The 20,660-nt window shown below is 63.6% G+C and carries 21 protein-coding genes; 13 read left to right on the top strand and 8 right to left on the bottom strand.

Going from position 1 to position 20,660, the window contains the following annotated elements:
* Positions 1-21: 21 nt before the first annotated feature.
* Complete coding sequence (locus JN280_RS21510) at positions 22-1,884, bottom strand: L,D-transpeptidase family protein (RefSeq protein WP_202305049.1); 1,863 nt, start codon at positions 1,882-1,884, stop codon at positions 22-24.
* 198 nt (positions 1,885-2,082) lie between these two features.
* Positions 2,083-2,994 (bottom strand): alpha/beta hydrolase, encoded by a 912-nt coding sequence (locus tag JN280_RS21505; RefSeq protein ID WP_202305048.1) that lies wholly within the window; start codon positions 2,992-2,994, stop codon positions 2,083-2,085.
* A 47-nt stretch (positions 2,995-3,041) separates the two neighbouring features.
* Between JN280_RS21505 and JN280_RS21500 the strand changes: the two genes are divergently transcribed.
* Positions 3,042-3,497 carry a MarR family winged helix-turn-helix transcriptional regulator gene (locus JN280_RS21500; protein ID WP_202305047.1) on the top strand — a complete coding sequence of 152 codons (456 nt, stop codon included), beginning with the start codon at positions 3,042-3,044 and terminating at the stop codon, positions 3,495-3,497.
* A 19-nt stretch (positions 3,498-3,516) separates the two neighbouring features.
* On the opposite strand, the gene JN280_RS21495 is transcribed toward JN280_RS21500, so the two are convergent.
* The 3 genes from JN280_RS21495 to JN280_RS21485 form a co-directional block, all read right to left on the bottom strand.
* On the bottom strand, positions 3,517-4,380 hold the full coding sequence (locus JN280_RS21495; protein WP_202305046.1) for a sulfite oxidase heme-binding subunit YedZ: 864 nt from the start codon (positions 4,378-4,380) through the stop codon (positions 3,517-3,519).
* 111 nt (positions 4,381-4,491) lie between these two features.
* Positions 4,492-5,103, bottom strand: coding sequence for a pyridoxamine 5'-phosphate oxidase family protein (locus JN280_RS21490; protein WP_202305045.1), 612 nt, complete (start codon positions 5,101-5,103; stop codon positions 4,492-4,494).
* A 78-nt stretch (positions 5,104-5,181) separates the two neighbouring features.
* Positions 5,182-5,532, bottom strand: a complete 351-nt coding sequence (locus tag JN280_RS21485; RefSeq protein WP_202305044.1) for a gamma-butyrobetaine hydroxylase-like domain-containing protein — start codon at positions 5,530-5,532, stop codon at positions 5,182-5,184.
* Positions 5,533-5,739: 207 nt separating this feature from the next.
* Here JN280_RS21485 and moaA point away from each other — a divergent pair, with 207 nt between their 5' ends.
* The 12 genes from moaA (at position 5,740) to JN280_RS21425 (ending at position 17,448) form a co-directional block, all read left to right on the top strand.
* Positions 5,740-6,747, top strand: coding sequence for a GTP 3',8-cyclase MoaA (gene moaA, locus JN280_RS21480; protein ID WP_244741867.1), 1,008 nt, complete (start codon positions 5,740-5,742; stop codon positions 6,745-6,747).
* Between the two features lie 187 nt (positions 6,748-6,934).
* Positions 6,935-7,087 (top strand): hypothetical protein, encoded by a 153-nt coding sequence (locus JN280_RS21475; RefSeq protein ID WP_202305042.1) that lies wholly within the window; start codon positions 6,935-6,937, stop codon positions 7,085-7,087.
* Positions 7,084-7,227 carry a hypothetical protein gene (locus JN280_RS21470; protein WP_202305040.1) on the top strand — a complete coding sequence of 48 codons (144 nt, stop codon included), beginning with the start codon at positions 7,084-7,086 and terminating at the stop codon, positions 7,225-7,227. Before JN280_RS21475 ends, JN280_RS21470 begins: the two co-directional genes overlap by 4 nt.
* 115 nt (positions 7,228-7,342) lie before the next feature.
* A complete protein-coding gene (locus JN280_RS21465; protein ID WP_202305039.1) occupies positions 7,343-8,263 on the top strand; it encodes a DMT family transporter in 921 nt (306 codons plus the stop codon).
* A gap of 69 nt (positions 8,264-8,332) precedes the next feature.
* Positions 8,333-9,535, top strand: coding sequence for a multidrug effflux MFS transporter (locus tag JN280_RS21460; RefSeq protein ID WP_446720850.1), 1,203 nt, complete (start codon positions 8,333-8,335; stop codon positions 9,533-9,535).
* Positions 9,532-10,167, top strand: a complete 636-nt coding sequence (gene mobA / locus JN280_RS21455) for a molybdenum cofactor guanylyltransferase MobA (protein WP_202305037.1) — start codon at positions 9,532-9,534, stop codon at positions 10,165-10,167. Before JN280_RS21460 ends, mobA begins: the two co-directional genes overlap by 4 nt.
* The gene (gene mobB, locus JN280_RS21450) at positions 10,164-10,670 is read left to right on the top strand and encodes a molybdopterin-guanine dinucleotide biosynthesis protein B (protein ID WP_202305036.1); all 507 of its coding nucleotides are present in this window, start codon (positions 10,164-10,166) and stop codon (positions 10,668-10,670) included. The genes mobA and mobB overlap by 4 nt, the downstream gene beginning before the upstream one ends.
* Positions 10,671-10,856: 186 nt before the next feature.
* A complete protein-coding gene (locus JN280_RS21445) occupies positions 10,857-11,639 on the top strand; it encodes an ABC transporter substrate-binding protein (RefSeq protein ID WP_202305035.1) in 783 nt (260 codons plus the stop codon).
* Positions 11,640-11,739: 100 nt separating this feature from the next.
* Complete coding sequence (locus JN280_RS21440) at positions 11,740-12,450, top strand: ABC transporter permease (protein WP_202305034.1); 711 nt, start codon at positions 11,740-11,742, stop codon at positions 12,448-12,450.
* Entirely contained in the window at positions 12,447-13,289 is an 843-nt protein-coding gene (locus tag JN280_RS21435) for an ABC transporter permease (RefSeq protein WP_446720672.1), read from the top strand. The genes JN280_RS21440 and JN280_RS21435 overlap by 4 nt, the downstream gene beginning before the upstream one ends.
* Before the next feature lie 521 nt (positions 13,290-13,810).
* Positions 13,811-14,782, top strand: a complete 972-nt coding sequence (locus JN280_RS21430; protein WP_202305032.1) for a TAXI family TRAP transporter solute-binding subunit — start codon at positions 13,811-13,813, stop codon at positions 14,780-14,782.
* A 161-nt stretch (positions 14,783-14,943) separates the two neighbouring features.
* Positions 14,944-17,448: a TRAP transporter permease gene (locus JN280_RS21425; RefSeq protein ID WP_202314955.1), complete on the top strand. Its 2,505-nt coding sequence runs from the start codon at positions 14,944-14,946 to the stop codon at positions 17,446-17,448.
* A 98-nt stretch (positions 17,449-17,546) separates the two neighbouring features.
* Here JN280_RS21425 and JN280_RS21420 read toward each other — a convergent pair whose 3' ends face one another.
* The 3 genes from JN280_RS21420 to JN280_RS21410 form a co-directional block, all read right to left on the bottom strand.
* Entirely contained in the window at positions 17,547-18,893 is a 1,347-nt protein-coding gene (locus JN280_RS21420; RefSeq protein ID WP_202305029.1) for a TRAP transporter large permease, read from the bottom strand.
* Positions 18,890-19,459: a TRAP transporter small permease subunit gene (locus JN280_RS21415; RefSeq protein WP_202305027.1), complete on the bottom strand. Its 570-nt coding sequence runs from the start codon at positions 19,457-19,459 to the stop codon at positions 18,890-18,892. Before JN280_RS21415 ends, JN280_RS21420 begins: the two co-directional genes overlap by 4 nt.
* A 113-nt stretch (positions 19,460-19,572) precedes the next feature.
* The gene (locus tag JN280_RS21410) at positions 19,573-20,610 is read right to left on the bottom strand and encodes a TRAP transporter substrate-binding protein (RefSeq protein ID WP_202305017.1); all 1,038 of its coding nucleotides are present in this window, start codon (positions 20,608-20,610) and stop codon (positions 19,573-19,575) included.
* Positions 20,611-20,660: the final 50 nt, after the last annotated feature.

The raw sequence follows: 20,660 nt of genomic DNA, 5'->3' as shown, positions 1-20,660 counted from the left end.
TCGCGGAGAGCCGCGTCGCGCTCAGGTACTCGGCCGGCGCACCGCGTCGGTCTTGTCGATCGCGGTCTGGAGACGCGCGTCACGGTCATAGATGTCGGCGAAATACTCGACGTTCCCGGATGGATCAGGCCAGGCCGTGAAATAGGCGACATAGACCGGAATCTTGCGCATGACCTTCTCGGTTGAATGGCCTTGTCCCAGCTTCTGCACCACGTGATCGACCGTGGTGCCGAGCACGGCGGCGGCCATCCCGCGCGGATCCTGAAGCCTGACGCAGCCATGGCTGAACGCCCTGACGTCGCGGCGGAAGAGATCCTTCGACGGCGTGTCGTGCATGTAGATCGCGTGCTTGTTGGGGAAGAGGATCTTCAGTTCGCCCAGCGCATTCGCCTCGCTCGGCGCCTGGCGCACGTTGAACGGCACCCGTGCCCCGTAGGCGCCCCAATTGATCGACGACGACGGGATTCGGCGTCCCTTGGAATCCGTCACTTCATAACCGGCCCGGTCAAGATAACCCGGATCGCGGCGCAAGCGGGGCAGCATCTCGTTGACGATGATCGATTGCGGCACGCCCCAATAGGGATTGTAGTCCACCTGCTCGATCTCGTCGAAGAAGAAGCTGGTCTGGTTGGTCGGCTTGCCGATGACGGTGCGCGTCAGCAGCTTCGTTTCCCCGCCTTCGACATAGCTCGCCGTGAAGGCCGGCTGGTTGATGAAGACGCGCGGGCTGCCGAGATCCGAAGGCAGCCAGCGCAGCCGCTCCAGCGCGATGAGCACCTTGTCCATGCGGTCCGCCTTCGAGGTCCCGACCAGCGCCGCGACGGTGCGCGGGCCGATCACCCCGTCGGGCTTCAGCCCGACCTTCTCCTGCGCGGCCCGGATCACCGGAACCAGTTCCTCGGAATAGGTTTCGCTGCCGCCCAGCCTTGCGAGCACTTCGCCGAAGTCGGCGCCGGTTTCGTCGTCGAGTCCGCGCGCGATCACGCCGAGCAGCTTCGGCAGGTCGAGGCTGGACCCGCCGGGTTTCAGCAGCAGCTTGGGGTCGACGACCACCTCGTTCTCGGCACTGGCGCGCAAGGCTTCGAGCTCGACCCGCAATGCCTGGTATTCGGCGTTCTGCGGATGCCGGGATTCCAGATAGGTGCGCACCTCGGAGGTGCGGGACAGCGTCTTCAGCACACCGGCCGGATCGAACGGTTTGGCGGGAAAGTCGTGATATCCGGACAACCGGTTCGGATCGATGCGGCCGCCTTGCGCGTCGCGCGCATAGCGAAGCACGCGCGCAGACAGAGCCATCTCGAAACGGATCAGCTCGGCCAGCCGCGCACCCTGGTTCTCCAGGGACATGTTGGCGGGCGGGACAACGATCGAATATTCGTCCGCCGCCAGACCGAAACTGCCGGCATCGCTCAAGGTACGAACGGCCTCGACGGCACGCGCGTTCAGATCGAGCCCCGACACCCAGATGAAGTCGGGATTTTGCGCGTAGTAGGCGACCAGCGCCCCGGCGATGTCCTTCTCGGCGGCCAGGTCGAATCCCTCGAGGCCGGCGACCGCCTCACGAAACGAGGCGCCGACTAGGATCGGCTCGAGGCCGGCCGGCTGCGGTGCGGCGAGCAGCGGCGAGAAGTCGACCTTCACAAGCGGATCGACCTTGTAGTCGTAATACGAAGGACCCGAGATCTTCGGAACCGCACGCCGCGCCGTCGGCCTGGGCTTGGAGGGCGCCGGCGGCAACCCGCCCTGGCGCGGGCGCTCCCGCAGACCGCCCCCAAACAGCCTTTCGAAGAAGTTCTGGGCGCTCGCCTGTGGAACGCCGGCGACGAGCACCGCCGAAAGCGCCACGAAAGGAAGCAGGGCTGCTTTCCTGCCGAAGAGTCTCATCGATCACCCCATCCAGCCGGGAAATCCGCTGCCTTGGCCGCATTACGGAGATGATTCCGCTGTGCGGCGAGACGTGATCATACCGATACAACTTGGCATCGTTAAGATTGTGTGAATTTGGACCCTGCCAGCCGGGCGCACACAGGTTTGTGACCGCCGCGCCGACATGCGGCGCGGTCGGCCCTTGCATCCCACCGCTCAGTTCACGAGCGCGAGCTTCTGCTTTCGTTCCACGAAGCCGACCGCCTGCGTCACGACCTCGGGATCGTAGAGAATGCGGCGATGACCGAGCCCGCGCGCCCAGTAGAGCTTCACATGGTCGCCCGCCGCGGCCAATGCCTTGGCGTCGTCGGCCGGTACTTCACGATCATCGGGCGCATGGATCACCAAGGTGGGGATCGGCATCGACGCGAGTTGCGCGGCGCCGACGAAATCCTCGAGCGGCCGGCCGGCGACGCGCTCGACCTGGGCCGCGACCGCGACCTGCGAGCGCGGCCCGAGATTGAGGAAGCGTCCGAAATCCTCGAACAGCGCAGGCATCGAACTCGGCGCCGATATCAGCACCAGCCGGGACGCCGGGATCGGTTCGATGCCAGCGACCGAACCCACCGCTGAATTGAGGGCAACGGCCCCGCCGAAAGAGTGACCGACGACGCCCGCGAATGGTCCGAACCATTCGGCGGCGACGCGCACCGCATCGACGGCGATGGCCATGTTGAGCCGGCGTCCCGACGAGTGCCCGTGCCCCGGCAGGTCGAGCGCGATGACGCGATAGCCGGCGTCGCGGAACCCTTCGATCAGCGACTTCATATGTTCCGTGCGCGAACGCCACCCATGGACGACCAGCACGGTGCCCACGGGGCGACTTCCCGTCGCCGGCTTGAACTCGAACGCCATGACCATGCCGCTCCTGGCGGTGAGGCGGTGGCGCCTGGCATCGGCCATGAAGCGCACCGCCTGGTCGACGGCGCGCCGCTCGCCCGCCGAGAGCGATTTCGGGTTGGGCGTGCGGCAGAAAAGCTCGAAGGCGGCGCGCCCGGTGAGGCCTGGTGCAACGTGCTCCGCGACCCCAAATGCACTGCGGATGACCTTCACGGCGAATGATGGCATAGTGAGAATCCACAAAATGGTTCAAACATGAACATATTAGTTCAATCATGAACAATAAGCAAGACCTGCCCTGGGACAATCCGCGATTCCGCAACTGGATCGCGCTGGTGCGCGCCGAAAAGGCGGTGGTGCGCGCCCTGACGAAGGCCCTGGCCCCGCTCGACCTGAAGATCGGCCAGCTCGACGTGCTCATGAATCTCTACCGACACCCGGGCATGTCGCAGCACGACGTCGCCCGCCGTCTGCTGGTCGGCCGCTCGAACATCACCATGTTGCTGCCGCAGCTCGAAACCCAGGGCCTGCTGCGCCGCGAGAGCGACCCCAAGGACAAGCGCATCATGCGCCTCTATCTGACCGACACCGGTGAGACGCTGCTGATGAAGGCGCTGAGGATCTATTCGACGCTGATCGAACGGGTGATGGCGCAATCGAGCCCGAGCGAATGCGACACGATGGGCGAGCAGATGCGGCGCATCGAGGAGATGCTGAAGGCGGACGACTGATCCATTCGTGGATATCCGATCAGGCGGCCGCTCCAGCGGCCTGCCGCCTGCCGCGGGGCGCCCTGCCCGCGCCGGTCCGGCGCCGCGCGAAGGCGAGCACGCACACGCCCAGCCCGATGGCCAGCACCCACCAGCTCGGCCGGATCTGGAAGGCGAAGTGCAGATTGGCCTCGAGCACCCGAAGCGGCGGCACGCCCGTCGCCAGGCCATACCAGGCGAATTCCGCAGCGGCGGTGCCGACGGCGGCCAGCGCGGCGACGGCGGCGAGCACCAGCGGATTGGCCATCGGGAAACCCCGCCAATGGGCGATGCGATAGAGCATCAGCAGGATGAAGATGCCCGACATCAGGGTCGCCTGGTAGACGTCGGCCTTGGTCTGCATGAAGAAATGGACAGCGCCCAGTACACCGATCGCATAGACGGCGCTGTGCAGCCGATTCCAGTTGCGGCCAAGCCGCTTGATCATTGCGTCGGTCGAAGTGAGGCCGAGAGCCACCAGTCCGAGCAGCGCGACGAAACCGATCGTCAGATAGAGCCTGAGCGCAATCTCGCCGGCAACACGCCAGAGGTCCCATTTCTGGTCGATCACATAGAGCAGCAGGTGTGCAAGAATATAGAACAGGGCCGCAAGGCCCAACATGCGCCGCACCACGATCAGCTTCGGCCAGTCGGCGATGCGCCGCAGCGGCGTGACGGCCAGCGACAGAAGCAGGAAGCGGATCGCCCAGTCGCCGGTTTCGTGAATGGCGACGGTGAGCGGTCGCGGCCCGAGCAGCCGCGCTTCCCAGGACCACCATATCATAGCGGCCGGCACCAGCGTCCCCACGAAGACGACGGCCTTCAGCGGCGAGAACCGCCCTGCGCGGTCGGTCCAGGGCATCATGGAAGAGTGCTTAGCGAGCATAATGCGATGATATACGCCCGCAACCCGGCGATGTTGCAGCCCCTCCCGATCACGTGTCGGTGAGTTGACGTGCCCTCGAACGTGATGTGTTCACCACATCGAGTTCTTTGCCCGCTCCGGCCATTCCTTGTCGTAAGTCTCTCCGTCGATGCGATGACGGCTGGTGACGGCGAGGATCTCTCCCGGCGTCGGCAGGCTCGCGGGATCGACATGGCGCTCGTGGTTCCACAGTTCGGAGCGATGGATGGCGCGGGCGCATTGAAAGTAGACGGTCTCGACCGCGATGACGGTGACGGACCGCGCCGGCTTTCCCTCAACCGTGAAGGAAGCGCAAAGTTCGGGATCGATCGAAATCTCCGCGCGGCCGTTGACACGCAACGTCGTGCCCGAACCCGGAACCAGGAACAGCAGCCCGACGCGCGGATCGCGGAGGATGTTCCTCAGCGAATCGGCCCGGTTGTTGCCGCGCCGGTCGGGCATCATCAGCGTCCTGTCGTCATGGATGCGCACGAAGCCGGCCTTGTCGCCACGCGGCGAGCAGTCGAGCCCTTCCGGTCCGCTCGTCGCCAGCGACACGAAGGGCGAAGACTCGATGAAGGCCGCGTATTCGGGGATGATATGGTCGAGCTCCTTGACCAGCGAGGTTTCGCCGGGCCGTCCGTAGAGCGCTTCCAGTTGTTCGATCGTGGTGATGGTGTTCATGGATCCTTCCAGCCGATGTCAGCCTCATTCACCCATTTCATGAAGCTTTTGCGACAAGACCAGACGATGTCGCCGATATCAGTCGCGTGAGAGGCCTTTCTCGGCGAGTTCGTCGAGATAAGCTTGCCAGCGCTGCGCCTTCTCGTGACCGAGTTGATGCAGATAGTTCCAGGTGAAGATGCCCGTGTCGTGGAAGTCGTCGAAAGTGATGCGCACGGCATAGTTGCCGACGGGCTCGATCTTCAGGATGGCGACGTTCTTCTTTCCCGGAACCGTGACGCGCTGCTCCGGCGAATGTCCCTGCACTTCCGCCGAGGGCGAAAGCACCCTGAGCATCTCGGCGGACAGCTCGAACGGAGCGTGGGCGGGGAACGTAACCTTGAGCAGCCTCCGGTCCTTCGAGACGCGAAGTTCGGTCGGGGCGGTCATGGACGTCTCCTCTGCGCTTGCGATGTCGTTCCTACGCTGCTTCACGACGTTGCGGAAGCGAGGATTTTTCGGCGGAATCCGATATATTGCGTTCGATACAGCGGAAAAGCTAGGCAATGGCTGACCCGCGGACTTGAAGCGCGGCGTGGAATTTACGACATTGCGGGTAACAAGTGCCCAAGGGGCCAGCCAGGACGGACGCGACGCATGGGCTTTCACGACACGATGATCGATCCGTTCGGCAGGGCGATCAACTATCTGCGTGTGTCGGTCACCGACCGCTGCGATTTCCGCTGCACATACTGCATGGCCGAGGACATGGCCTTCCTGCCGAAGAAGGACCTGCTGACGCTGGAAGAACTCGACCGGCTGTGCACCGTCTTCATCGAGAAGGGCGTCAGGAAGCTGCGCCTGACCGGCGGCGAGCCGCTCGTGCGCAAGAACATCATGCACCTGGTCCGCCAGCTCTCGCGGCATCTGGCCAGCGGCGCGCTCGACGAGTTGACGCTCACCACCAACGGCTCGCAGCTTTCGCGATTCGCCGCCGAGCTCGCCGATTGCGGCGTGAGGCGCATCAATGTGTCGCTCGACACGCTCGACGCGGACAAATTCCACGCGGTGACGCGTTGGGGCAACCTCGCCAAGGTGCTCGAAGGTATCGACGCGGCCCTTGCGGCCGGGCTGAAGGTCAAGCTCAACGCCGTCGCACTGAAGAGCTTCAACGATGCCGAGCTTCCCGACCTCATGCGCTGGGCGCATGGCCGCGGCATGGACCTGACGGTGATCGAGACCATGCCGATGGGCGAGATCGACGTCGACCGCACCGACCAGTACCTGCCGCTGTCGCTGCTGCGGGCCGACCTCGAGCGGCAGTTCACGCTGACCGACATCCCCTACAAGACCGGGGGTCCCGCCCGCTATGTCGAGGTCGTGGAAACCGGCGGCAGGCTCGGCTTCATCACGCCGATGACCCACAATTTCTGCGAGAGCTGCAACCGCGTGCGGCTGACTTGCACAGGCACGCTCTATATGTGCCTCGGCCAGGAGGACGCCGCGGACCTGAGGGGCCCGTTACGGTCGTCCGAAGGCAACGAGCTCGTCTCGGCGGCCATCGACGAGGCGATCGGGCGCAAGCCGAAGGGCCATGATTTCGTCATAGACAGGCGCACGCGCCGGCCGGCGGTTTCCCGTCATATGAGCGTGACCGGCGGCTAGCCGGCGAGAAGGCCCCTATGGCTGACGGCCGCGTTCCTCGCGGCGGATCTCAGCAACCGCCGACCCCTTCACCTATTGGAATCCAAGGTTCGGCACCACGGCGACTTTTCCCGATGAGGTGTTTTCTTGCGCACTGGAGCCGCCGGCCAACGGCGACGGGCAAAGCCGGCGCGCCGCTGACGGCGCCATGCTGGCCATCTACGGCAGCTCCAACGTGATGGACTGTTCACCGGAGGACCTCGCTGCATCGAGGCTCAGGCGCGACGTGGCGCGCTTCGAACTCACCTATCGCCCGGTGAATGACAACCGGGTCCTGTTTCCGGCTACGAAGGCGACATGATCTTTTACGAGCGCGATGAGATACGGAAGGACGGCGACCTGGATGTCATAGACGGTCTGCGTAGCGTCTATCCGAAGGCCGGACGCGCCATTTGCGACAAGCTCGCTGCGTCGATCGCCGCGACGCTGTCCGGACCCTGAGTTTCGGCCAGCCTGCTGCGGCCTTCCATCGCGACCACTGGCCCATGCGATAGACATTGCGGTTTCCGCCTCGGCTGCTACACGCAGTTGTAAAAACGATCTTCCGGAAACGCCCTTGCCTCTTTCCCCCAATCTCAGCGCCGCCGTCTTCATGTCGATCTCGATGGCCGGTTTCACAATGAACGATGCCATCACCAAGGCGGTGTCGCATTCGATGAACATGGGCCAGGTGATGTTGCTGCGCGGCATCTTCGCGACGTTGCTGGTCGGCCTGATCGCCTGGCACCAAGGCGCGTTGCGTGCGCCCGGCGCGGTGTTGCATCCCATGATCCTGCTGCGGGTGGCCAGCGAGGTGGGCGCGACCGTGTGCTTTCTGATCGCGCTCGCGCATCTGCCGATCGCCAACGTCTCCGCCATCCTGCAGGCCCTGCCGCTGGCGGTCACCATGGGAGCCGCCCTCGTCTTCGACGAGCCCGTGGGCTGGCGTCGCTGGCTGGCGATTTCGGCCGGTTTCCTCGGCGTCATGATTGTCGTTCGGCCCGGCGTCGACGGCTTCAACGTCTACGCCCTGATGGCGCTCGCCAGCGTCTTCTTCTGCACCGTCCGCGACCTCGCGACAAGGCGGATCCCCAACGAGATCCCGACCTTTCTCGTCTCGACAGCGACTGCCGCTTCGGTTGCGATCACGGGCGTGGTGATCGTGCAGCCGATGGGCGGATGGACGCCGCCGGATGCATGGAGCGTCGGGCTGTTGGCGGGGGCGGCGGTGCTGCTCGTCATCGGCTACCAGTTCATCATCAAGGCGATGCGGACGGGCGACATCTCCTTCATCGCGCCGTTCCGCTACACGGCGCTGCTGTGGTCGATCGGACTTGGCTTCGTCGTATTCGGCGACGTGCCGGATGCCGCGATGATCACGGGCGCCTCCATCGTCATCGGCTCCGGCCTCTATGCACTCTATCGCGAGCGCTTCGTGGGCAAGCAGCGCCCGGCCGCCGAAAGCACCGGCCCGGCCATGGCGCCGGACGGAATGTAGGCGGGGACCCGTGGCGACAGACCAGTCGCGATCCAGGAAGCAGACCATACGCAGTGGCGCGGGTGGGCTCTGATGGCGCGTCTCTATTTCGATCGCTTTTCCCCGCCACATATGACGACGCTGATCGTGGCAACAGCCACGGGCGCGTTGACCATGAACGTCTTCCTGCCCTCCCTGCCCGGCATGGCGGAGTATTTCCAGGCCGACTACAAGGTGGTGCAACTCGCAATCTCGCTCTACCTCGCGGCCACCGCCTTTCTGCAGCTCTTCATCGGGCCCGCTTCCGACCGCTTCGGCCGCCGCCCGGTGATGCTCGCCTGCTTCGCCGTCTTCATCACGGGCACCGTCGCGGCGCTGTTCGCGCCGACGATCGAGCTCTTCCTGGCCTGCCGCCTTGCCCAGGCGTTCTCGGCCGCCGGCATGGTGCTCTCGCGCGCCGTCGTGCGCGACACGGTCGGCGCGGGCGACGCGGCGAGCATGATCGGCTACGTCACAATGGGCATGGCGCTGGTTCCGATGGTGGCGCCGATGCTGGGTGGGTTCCTGGACGAGATCTATGGCTGGAAGGCGAGCTTCGTTCTGACGCTCGCCTTCGGCATCGCGGCCATGACCATCATCTATTTCGACCTCGGCGAGACCGTGGCCAGTCGCACGGCCAGCATTACCGCACAGTTCCGCGCCTTCCCCATGCTCCTGCGCTCGCGCCTGTTCTGGGGCTACACGGCGACGGCAACGCTGGCGTCCGGCGCCTTTTTCGCCTTCGTCGGCGGAGGCCCCTATGTCGCAACCGAAATCCTCGGCCTGTCGCCGTCCGGCTACGGCATCTATTTCGGCATCATCTCGTGCGGATACATCGTCGGCAATTTCCTGTCCGGCCGCCTGTCGCGCCGGCTCGGCATCAATCGCATGATGCTTATCGGAAATGTCGTGGCCACCGCGGGCGCCGCGCTGGCGCTCGTCCTCTTCGCGGCCGGGCTCGAGCATGCTCTCTCTCTGTTCGGGCCCGCAATTTTCCTGGGGCTCGGCAACGGTCTCACCTTGCCGAACGCAAATGCCGGCATCGTCAGCGCGCGTCCGGACCTGGCCGGCTCCGCCTCGGGCCTCGGCGGCGCGATCCAGATCGGCGGCGGCGCCCTTTTGTCGGTGCTGGCCGGCATGCTGCTGTCGCCGAGCAGCGGTCCCTACCCGTTGCTCGCGATCATGCTTGTTTCCGCCTTTGCCGCCGCGTTCGCGACGCTCTATGTCATGCGTGTCGGAGTTGGCGACACATGAGCACCGAAAGGATCGCGGGCATACTCCTGGCCGGCGGGAAGTCTTCCCGCATGGGCGGCGGCGACAAGAGCCTGCGGCTGCTCGGCCGCCGGTCGATGCTCGCCCGCGCTGCCTCCCGCCTCGCGCCGCAGGTCGCGGCACTGGCGCTCAACGCGAATGGCGACCCGGCCCGTTTCGCCGGCTTTGACCTGCCCGTCATCGCCGACACGCTGCCCGGGCATCCCGGTCCGCTGGCCGGAATCCTCGCCGGAATGGAATGGGCCGCGGCCACGCCGAACCGCACCCATCTGGTCAGTGTCGCCTGCGACACGCCCTTCTTCCCCGCCGACCTCGTTAGCCGGCTCGTCGAAGCCGCGGACGGCAGGCCCGAACGTATTGCGGTCGCGGCATCGGGCGGCCGGCGCCATCCGGTCTTCGGTCTATGGCCGCTGGCGCTGCGCCCTGCCCTTCGCTATTTCATGGAGGAAGGCGCGACCTACAGGGTTTCGGACTTCGTCGAGCGGCAGGATTTCGCGCTCGCCGACTTCCCGATGCTGACGCTCGTGCAGGGAATGGTCGACCCGTTCTTCAACGTGAACACCGAGATCGACCTGATGATAGCCGAACGCATCGGCGCGGGGCTTCCGACATGACGCTGCGCATCTTCGGCATCGCCGGCTGGAAAAATTCCGGCAAGACCACGCTGACAGAGAGACTTGTGGGCGAACTCACGCGGCGCGGCCGCAAGGTGTCGACGGTCAAGCACGCCCACCACGCCTTCGACATCGACAAGGAAGGCACCGACAGCTACCGCCACCGCCAGGCCGGCGCCGCGGAAGTCGCCATCGTGTCCGGCAACCGCTGGGCCCTGATGCACGAGCTTCGCGACGAAGCGGAGCCGACGCTCGACGCCATCCTCGCCCGGCTTGCGCCCTGCGATATCGTGCTGGTCGAGGGTTACAAGCGCGAAGCCCACCCCAAGATCGAGACACGGAGGCTGGCGGCAAAGGACACAAGGCCGCTGGCACCGGACGATCGCAGCATATTGGCGGTCGCAGCCGACCATGCTGTCGAGCGCGCCGCGGTGCCGGTTTTCCACATCGACGACATTGTCGCAATCGCCGATTTCATCGAGTTGCAGACCGGCCTGACCTGATCCGCTCGCTCTGGTGAGCGCACGGGGCCGGCGCCGGCGACGCAAATCGCGTCCAGGCACGACGGTTTTTGCGGTTGCTTTTTCTTGAAGAACAATGGGAATATCGCCGCGATGGGCGGCCGGAATGCCGGGGCCCAGCCGGGAAACTGTGGGATTTCCCGGCTATCAAGAACAGAGAGGAACAACATGCGTATCTCCAAGCGTTTCGCTCTTGCAGTCTCGGCTGCCGCGTTCGCGCTGTCGGTCGGTGCCGCGGGCGCTCAGGAAAAGGTGCTCAAGATCGGCACGGAAGGCGCCTACCCGCCCTTCAACAACCTGACCGCGGACGGCAAGCTGGAAGGCTTCGACATCGACATCGCCAACGCGCTTTGCGAGGAGATGAAGGTCAAGTGCGAGTTCGTAACGCAGGATTGGGACGGCATCATTCCGGCGCTTCAGGCGGGCAAGTTCGATGCCATTATCGCCTCGATGTCGATCACCGACGAACGCAAGGAGAAGGTCGACTTCACCAACAAATACTACAATACGCCGCCGGCGATCGCGGCGCCGAAGGACACCACCATCAAGGGCGTGACCAAGGAGGACCTCGCGGGGAAAACGATCGGCGTGCAAGGCGGCACCACCCATTTCAACTACTCGGAAAAGACTTACACCGACAGCACCATCAAGCCCTATCCGACCGCCCAGGAATACCAGCTCGACCTCGCCAACGGCCGTATCGACGCAGTCAACGACGACGTAACCGTCATAGAGCAGTGGCTGAGTTCGCCCGAAGGCGAGTGCTGCAGGCTGGTCGGCACGGTCACCCCGGTGGATGAAATCCACGGCGAAGGCGCCGGGATCGCCGTGCGCAAGGGCGAAACCGATCTCGTCAAGCAGTTCAACGCAGCGATCGATGCCATTCGCGCCAATGGCAAGTACAAGGCGATCAACGACAAGTACTTCGTCTACGACGCTTATGGCAGCTAACCGGTACGCTCTGTCCGGTTGATATCGTGAGCGGGGCGGCGGGATATCCCGCCGTTTCCGCAACTGACGCCCGCGACCGAAGCGCGGAGAACAGGGCCATATGGACGGCGCGCTGACACTGCTCAGCTTTGGGCCGGAAGGCTGGGGCGACGATATCGCCTGGGGCGTTCTGGTGACGGTCTCGCTCGCGCTGGCCACCTTGCCGCCCGGCCTGCTTGTCGGTTTCCTCGCGGCGCTCGCCAAGCAGTCGCGTGAGCCTTCGCTCCGGCTGGCGGGCAACATCTACACGACGATTTTCCGCGGCCTGCCCGACCTGCTGACCCTGTTCCTGGTGTTTTACGGCGCGCAGATCGGCATCCAGACCGTGATGCGTCTGTTCAATCCGGCCGCCGTCATCGAGATCAACAGCTTCGTCGCCGGCATGATCGCTCTCGGCGTGGTGTTCTCCTCCTACGCCAGCGAGACCTTCCTCTCGGCCTTCCGCGCCATTCCGCGCGGCCAGTATGAAGGCGGCTACGCGATCGGCCTCACCAATACCCAGACCATGCGGCTGGTCATCCTTCCGCAATTGATCCGCATCGCGCTGCCGGGCCTCGGCAATCTCTGGATGATATTGCTGAAGGACACGGCGCTCGTCTCCGTCATCGGTCTTTCCGACATCCTGCGTCAGACAGGCATAGCGGCCCGCGTCACCAAGGAGGCTTTCCTCTTCTTCGGCGTCGCGACGCTTCTCTACCTCGTCCTCGCCATTCTCTCCTCCATCGCGCTCCGGCGCATCGAAATGAAGGTCGGAAGCGAGGTCCGCCGATGAGCAGCGCGACGATGGACGAAACCACCACCGTCGACCGCCCACCGCCTCCCGCGCGCGGCTGGCCGCGCGAGCGTGTCATCGGCCATGTGCTGATGGGGCTTTGGATCGCCTTCGGGCTCGGCTTGGCCTTCTATCTGTTCATGGCCTGGAACCCCGACCTGTTCCATCGTTATGCCGGCAACTACATGTCGGGTCTCGGCGTGACCCTGTCGCTGGTGTCGATCTCGGTCGTGCTGGGCGCCGCGCTTTCGGTGCCGATCGCCTATGCCCGCATGTCGAAGAACCGTCTGCTCTCCGCGCTCGCCTACGCCTATGTCTATTTCTTCCGCGGTACACCGCTGCTCGCCCAGACCTTTCTGGTCTATTACGGGCTCGGCTCGTTCCGGCCGCAACTCGAAGCGGTGGGATTGTGGGCCTTCTTCCGCGAGGCCTGGTATTGCGCGATCTTCGCTTTCACGCTCAACACCGCCGCCTATCAGGCCGAGATCCTGCGCGGCGCTGTCCAAAGCGTCCCGAGAGGGCAGTGGGAAGGGGCGGCCGCTCTCGGCCTGCACCGGTTCCAGATCCTGCGCAAGATCATCCTGCCGCAGGCGCTGATCGTGGCGTTGCGGCCCTATGGCAACGAGATCATCCTGATGATCAAGGGCTCGGCGATCGTGGCGATCATTACCGTCTACGATCTGATGGGGGAGACACGGCGCGCCTATGCCCGCAGCTTCGACTTCCAGACCTATCTGTGGGCAGCAGTATTGTATCTCGTCATCGTCGAGGCCCTGCGCAATGCGATCGAATGGGCCGAACAAAGGCTGACGCGCCACCTGCACTATCTTCACGGCTGATTGGGCAATGCGTTGTCTGGTGCCCGCAATTTGCTTGCTTCAACGTTGCAACCATGGCTTGTCGAGGAAGCACATGCGCCATCCCTTTCGTGCGAGCGGCGCCGGAATATCCCCGAGGCGGGCGCGGGGTATCCTGGAATGGGTCGACCGGTTCGACGATCGCCGGCCGCCGCAGCCTGGCGGCAACACTCCACCGGCAGGAGGCGAGGCAATCCGTATCCCATGCAGGCAGAACGAGCGATGGCCGCATAGCTCAAACGAAACAGCGTTCGGCATTCCAGGCGCGGTCCGGTACGATCGATGGTATGCTCGACAATCACGTGCCGATCGCGCCACCTTCATCGTCGGAGCGCGTGACATCGATGAGATCGTCCCGCGCCTGGTGAGGCAAACGATGCCACGCTCGCGGCATCACGTTGAGGGAGTAGTTCTAGCATGACGGGTTTGGCACGGAAGACCCGGACTGCCGGTCGAGCAATCAGCATGAACCGTGCGAATTGGGAGCAAGCAGGAGCAAGCACATGAAAAGAACAATCGGACTCGGTGTCGCGGCAGCGCTGTTTGGAATGTTTTCCGTCAGCACCGCGTCGGCGCAGCAGCAATTCGTCACGATCGGCACGGGCGGCGTCACCGGCGTTTATTATGCTGCTGGCGGCGCGATCTGCCGGCTGCTGAACAAGGACCGCAAGACCCATGGCATCCGCTGCTCAGTCGAATCGACCGGCGGTTCGGCATTCAACGTCAACACGATCAAGGAAGGCGAACTCGACTTCGGCATGGCCCAGTCGGATGTGCAGTACAACGCCTTCAAGGGCGAGGAATCCTTCAAGGAGGGCGGCGCCCATGCCGATTTGCGTGCCGTCTTCTCGGTTCACCCCGAGCCGTTCACGGTGCTCGCCCACCCCAATGCCGGCGTAACCAAGTTCGAGGACTTCAAGGGCAAGCGTTTCAACGTCGGCAATCCCGGTTCCGGCACACGCGCCTCGATGGAGCGTCTGCTCGGCGCCATGAACTGGACGCTGGCGGATTTCTCTCTGGCCTCCGAGCTGAAAGCCGACGAGCACGGCCCGGCACTTTGCGACGGCAAGATCGACGGTTTCTTCTATGGTGTCGGCCACCCGTCGGCGAACATACAGGATCCGACCACAACCTGCGGCGCGAAACTCATCCCGCTAACCGGCGAGGCCGTCGACAAGCTCGTGGCCGACAATCCCTACTATGCGCGGGCGACCATTCCGGGCGGCCTCTACAACGCCAATCCGGACGATACCCAGACTTTCGGCGTGCTCGCCACCCTGGTCACGTCGGCCAATGTCCCCGAGGAGAGCGTTTACCAACTCGTCAAGGCGGTCTTCGACAACTTCGACGAGTTCAAGTCGCTACACCCGGCGTTCGCCAATCTCGACCCGGCAAAGATGGTCAAGGACGGCCTGTCGGCGCCGCTGCATCCGGGCGCCGAACGCTACTACAAGGAGAAAGGCTGGCTTCAGTAAGCCGGCGCCACTACCCGCCGGCGGGTTCGAAAGGAAGCCGCCGGCGAAAATCGCAAGAGCAACGGGAGGGTGTCGTGAGCAAAGTCAAGGAAGCACCGTCCGATATCGATGTCGAACAGCTCGTCGCCGAGGCGGATACCGGAGGGCGGCACGCCGCCGGTGTGACCGGGCAGATCCTGCTGTGGGTCGCGGTCGCCTGGTCGCTGTTCCAACTCTGGTATGCCTCGCCGCTCCCCTTCGTTTTCGGCTTTGGCGTCCTGAACGACACCGAGGCTCGTGCGATCCACCTCGGCTTCGCGCTATTCCTCACTTTTGTTGCTTATCCGGCACTGAAGTCGTCCTCCCGCGACAAGGTGCCGGTCCTGGACTGGATCCTCGCGCTCGCCGGCGCTTTTGCCGGCGCTTACCTGTTCCTCTTCTACGATCAACTGGCGAACCGGCCCGGCCAGCCGACGATGCTTGATCTCGTCACCGGCACAGTTGGCATTCTGCTGCTGCTGGAGGCGACGCGCCGCTCGCTTGGCCTGCCGATGGTCGTCGTCGCCTGCGTGTTCATCTTCTACACCTTCGCCGGCCGCTATATGCCGGAAGTCATCCAGCATCGCGGCGCATCGCTGGTGAAGTTCCTCAATCATCAATGGCTGACCACCGAGGGTGTGTTCGGTATCGCGCTTGGCGTTTCGACCAGCTTCGTTTTCCTGTTCGTGCTGTTTGGCACGCTTCTGGAAAAGGCAGGAGCCGGCAACTGGATGATGCAGATCTCCATTGCCCTGCTCGGTCATATGCGAGGCGGCCCGGCAAAGGTTGCCGTCGTATCCTCCGCACTCAACGGCGTGGTCTCCGGCTCCTCGGTTTCCAATGTAGTCTCGGGCGGCATCTTCACCATCCCGCTGATGAAGCGCACCGGCCTGACAGGTGTCAAAGCGGGCGCGATAGAGGCGTCTGCCTCGATCAACGGCCAGATCATGCCACCGGTCATGGGTGCAGCGGCCTTCCTGATGGTCGAGTATGTCGGCATACCGTATTCCGCAATCGTGATGCACGCGCTGCTGCCGGCGGTACTCTCCTATATCGCGCTGCTCTACATCGTGCATCTGGAAGCGATCAAAATCGACTCGAAGCCGATCGCCTCGCAGCCGTTCCCGGCGCGCGAGAGGATGCTGCGCTGGGGCCTTGGACTCTCAGGCACCATACTCACGTTGTGCATCCTCTATTACGGCATCCTCGCCGTCCAGGCGGCATTCGGTTCCGCGGCACCAGCTTTGCTGGCGATTGTGGGCGCTGTGCTCTATGCCGCGTCGATCTGGTTCTCGTCGCGCTATCCGGACCTCGCGATCGATGATCCCGACACGCCGATCCTGCATCTTCCGCGCGCCTGGGAGGTTACGCGAACCGGGTTGGATTTCCTCATTCCCATCGTCGTGCTGCTGTGGTGCCTGATGGTCGAGCAGTTGTCACCCGGTCTGTCCGCCTTCTGGGCGACGGTATCGATCCTCGGCATCGTCGCCACTCGCCGACCGCTGATGGCGATATTCCGCAACGAGAATCTCGGCACGGCGTCCCGCGCTGCCGCTGCCGATCTCATCGACGGTCTGTCGCTTGGCGCACGCAACATGATCGGCATTGGTGTCGCAACAGCCACCGCGGGCATCGTGGTTGGAACCATTACGCTCACCGGACTTGGCCTGATGATGACCGAACTGGTCGAGTTCATCTCGGGCGGCAACGTCATCCTGATGCTGGTCCTGGTAGCTGCGATCAGTCTCATCCTCGGCATGGGTATTCCGACCACTGCCAACTACATCCTCGTTGCCACATTGATGGCACCGGTGGTGGTCGATCTCGGCGCCCAGTCCGGTCTCGCCATCCCTTTGATCGCGGTCCACCTCTTCGTCTTCTATTTCGGCATCATGGCCGACATCACGCCGCCGGTCGGGCTCGCCGCCTTCGCGGCGGCAGCAATCTCCAAGGAAGACCCGATTGCCACGGCTTTCCAGGGCGCGTTCTACTCGCTCAGAACCGCAATCCTGCCGTTCGTCTTCATCTTCAATCCGACCATGCTTCTGATCGGCGTCGAAGGCTGGTGGCATCTCATATGGGCGTCGACGATCTCGCTTGCAGCAATCCTGCTTTTCTCCGCCGCGACGATGAACTGGTTCGTGACCAGGAGCCGCCTGTGGGAAAGCGCGGTGCTGCTTCTCATCACCTTCACGCTGTTCCGGCCCGACTGGTGGGTCAATCAGTTCGCGCCACCTTATGAGGAAAGACCTGCAAGCGAGTTTCTGACAATGGTTGGCGAGGCACCCGAAGGATCGCGGCTGAACTTTGTCGTCGAAGGTATCGACTTGATGGGAGAGGACGTGCGCAAGACGGTGAATATTCCGCTTCGCACGCCCGGCGAGCCGCTCGAGCGGCTTCGCTCGATAGGCCTGACGATCCTCCCGTCCGGTGAGACGCTCACAATCACAAATGTCGCCTTCGGCTCATATGCCAAGCGCATTGGCCTCGACGTCGGCTACAATGTCACGGCCGTCCTGAGGAGAGCAGAACAGCCTTCGACACTCATTCCGATCGGATTGGCGCTCTTGGCCACGGCGGCGATTGCCGGCCTGCAATATGCACGGGTCAGATCGAAGCCCGAAAAGATGGAAACTCCCACCGCCTGACTCTCTCCGGCAATTGAGTGATCAATTCCTGAGGAAGCAGTCGGGTCAGAAGCGGCCACCCTTTCCCGATCGGCCTCAGACGATCGGGACTGTCCAGGTCATTTCGCCAACCAGTTCGGCAGCCATAGCGTGATCTCGGGCCACAGAACGACCATTGCCAGAGCGGCAAGCTGCAGCAGCACGAAGGGGATGATGCCGCGATAGATGGTCGAGATCGATACTCCGTCCGGCGCAATGCCGCGCAGGTAAAAGAGCGCGTAACCGAAGGGCGGTGTCAGGAACGACGTCTGCAGGTTGACGGACAGTGCGATGGCGAACCAGATCAGCGTGTGCTCCGGTGTCAGGCCGAAATTGAGCTTGGCAACAATTGGCGCGACGATGGGCACGACGACCAGGGTGATTTCCACCCATTCGAGGAAAAAGCCCAGAACGAACACGACAAGCATGATGGTGAGCAGGACCGCATGGGGATTGTCGCCGTGCAGGGCAAGGGCATCGACAATCATCTGATCGCCGCCGAGCTTGCGGAAGATGACGCTGAAGATGGTGGCGCCGATCATCACGAAGATGATCATAGCCGTCGTCTTGGTGGTGTCGCGCAGGGCTTCGGCGAGGAAGGACAAGCTGAGATTGCCCGAGATCAGCGCCAGGAGCGTCGCTCCGGCCGCGCCGATCGCCGCCGATTCCGTCGGCGTTGCGATGCCCGTGACGATCGTTCCGAGCACGGCCGCGATCAATGCCACGGGCGCCAGAAGATCACGCGTCAGCGCCAGCGCGACGCGCAGCAAGGGCTCGCCAACATTCTCCGCTTTCGCCACCGGCATGCGATGCGGCTGGAAGACCGCGATGACGATCAGATATGTGAGATAGAGCCCGCCCAGCAGCAATCCCGGACCGACAGCTCCCATGAACAGGTCGCCCACCGAGACCCGCATCTGATCGCCGAGCACGATAAGCATCACGCTCGGGGGAATGAGAATGCCGAGCGTGCCGCTCGAAGCGATAAGCCCCGTCGATATCCGGGCGTCGTAGCCGTTCTTCAGCATGGTGGGCAGCGCCATCATGCCCATCAGCACCACCGAGGCTCCGATGATGCCGGTGGATGCGGCCATCACGACGCCGATGATGGCCACGGCGAAGGCATAGCCACCCGGCAATCCGCGAAATACCGAGGCAAGCGAACGCAGGAGCCGCTGCGCGACACCGGACCGTTCCAGCATCAGCCCCATGAAGACGAAGAGCGGTATGGCGATCAGCAGCCAGTTGGTCAGGATGCCCGAGTAGATGCGCGAAACGCCGAGGGACAGGAACAGCATCGGCACTTCGGCCAGCAGGGCGAAGATCAGGCCGATACCGGCCAGGACGAAGGCGACAGGGTAGCCGGTGAAGATGCCGGCCATCAGACCGACCAGCATCACGATGGGCCAGAAATAGGCGTCGGTCATCGGGTGGCGCCATCGCTTGTCGTGGAGAAACCGGCGAGTTCGAGTGCCGTCGCGATCACGCGCAGGAGGGCATAAAGTCCGAGCAAGGCGAATGCCGCCGGGATTGCGGCCTTGATCGCCCACCGATCGATCAAGCCGCCATAGGTCGAGGCTTCTCCGGATATCAAAGCCTTCTCAGCGAAACCATAACCGTACCAGGCGATGATCGCGCAGAAGGGCAGGAGGAAGAAGAGATCGCCGAACAGTCGGATCGCGAGCCGCGCCCGCTCGGATAGAGCGGAGGAGAATACGTCAACCGAGACATGGCTGTTGTCACGCAGGGCGTAGACGCCACCGAAGAGCACGATCAGCGCGAAGATGTGCCATTGCAGATCCAGAAGCGAGTTGACGGTCAGTGCCTTTCCAAACAGCGGTACGGCCTCGCCCCAATCGGCAAGGACATTGATACCGAGCTGTGCGGCCAGGACCGTCAGGCAGACGCTCAAGATCAGCGGCAGGATCAGCCAGCCGACGACTTGTCCTGGCAAGGTGCAAAGGGTTTGCAGCCGATGAAGGATACGGGTCATGAGCGCACTTTCAGGGAACGATCTTTCGCGCTGGCGCCGGTAGGCCGGAGCGCGTCCGGCGCCTTATCGGCCGGGACGCGCGACGTAAACCCCTCGCTTCCTGGGGTAAGGGGCTAGTTGTGAGGGATGGCCTGCAGGCGCTCCCACTCGCCGACGCGGTCCATATAGGCAGTCAGCGATTCATGCGCTTCCTTGAAGATCGGGTCCTTCTCGCCCTCTTCCTGCAAGACGCGCTGGGCCTCGTCGCGGATCGCCATCAGGACCTCGTCGGGAAAACGGCGGACGTTGACGCCTGCTTCGCGGATGGTGGCGATCGCCTCAGCCTGGGCATTGAGCTGGTCGCCCAGATTGTAGGCTATGTTGGCCTTGCACGCCTCGACCATGATCTGCTGAGTGCCCTCGTCGAAGCTGTTCCACACATCCATGTTGATGATGATGGAGTCCCAGCTCGAGGGCTGGTGCCAGCCCGGGAAGTAGTAGTTTTTCACCACCTTCTGGAAACCGAAGCCGAGGTCGAGCTGCGGGGCGGAGAATTCGGTGGCGTCGATGCGGCCGGTTTCGAGAGACACGAAGATCTCGCCGGCCGGCACGAGCTGCGTATTGGCGCCGAGCCCGGCCAGCGTCTTGCCTCCGAGACCGGCAATTCGCATGTTGAGACCCTTGAAATCCTCGACGGAATTTATCTCCTTGCTGAACCAGCCGCCCGCCTCGGGCACCACCAGATGGCAAGGAATGACCTTCACCCCGTGCGGGTCATAGGCCTTCTGGATGATCTCCAGGCCGCCGCCTTCGAACATCCAGGCAAGAGCCACGTCGGGGCTCGGACCGAAGGGCATGGACCCGATCAGGTTGGCGACCGGGATGGTCTCGGCCCAGTAGCCGATCCAGTCGAAACCCATCGGGATGGCGCCTGAAGATACTGCGCCAAACACTTCGAAGGGCGGCACGAAATCGCCGGCGCCGTGAACTTTGATCTCCACCTTGCCGCCGGTCATCAGTTTAACGCGCTCGGCCCATTTGACGGGGCTCGGCCCGATGGACGGCACCTGCAGGCCGAAGACGCTTTGCAGATCGAAGCTCTCGGCAATGGCCGGAGCGCTTGTGGAAAGCATGGTCGCCGCAAGGGCCGCGGCGACAAGCCGATTCTTCATGAGGTCCTCCCCTGATGGCACCCGTAGCGGGCGCAATTCATCCTCCCGGC

This window comes from Mesorhizobium sp. L-8-10 (assembly GCF_016756635.1).
Taxonomy (GTDB): Bacteria; Pseudomonadota; Alphaproteobacteria; order Rhizobiales; family Rhizobiaceae.
This window is presented reverse-complemented; position numbering and strand designations above follow the sequence as displayed.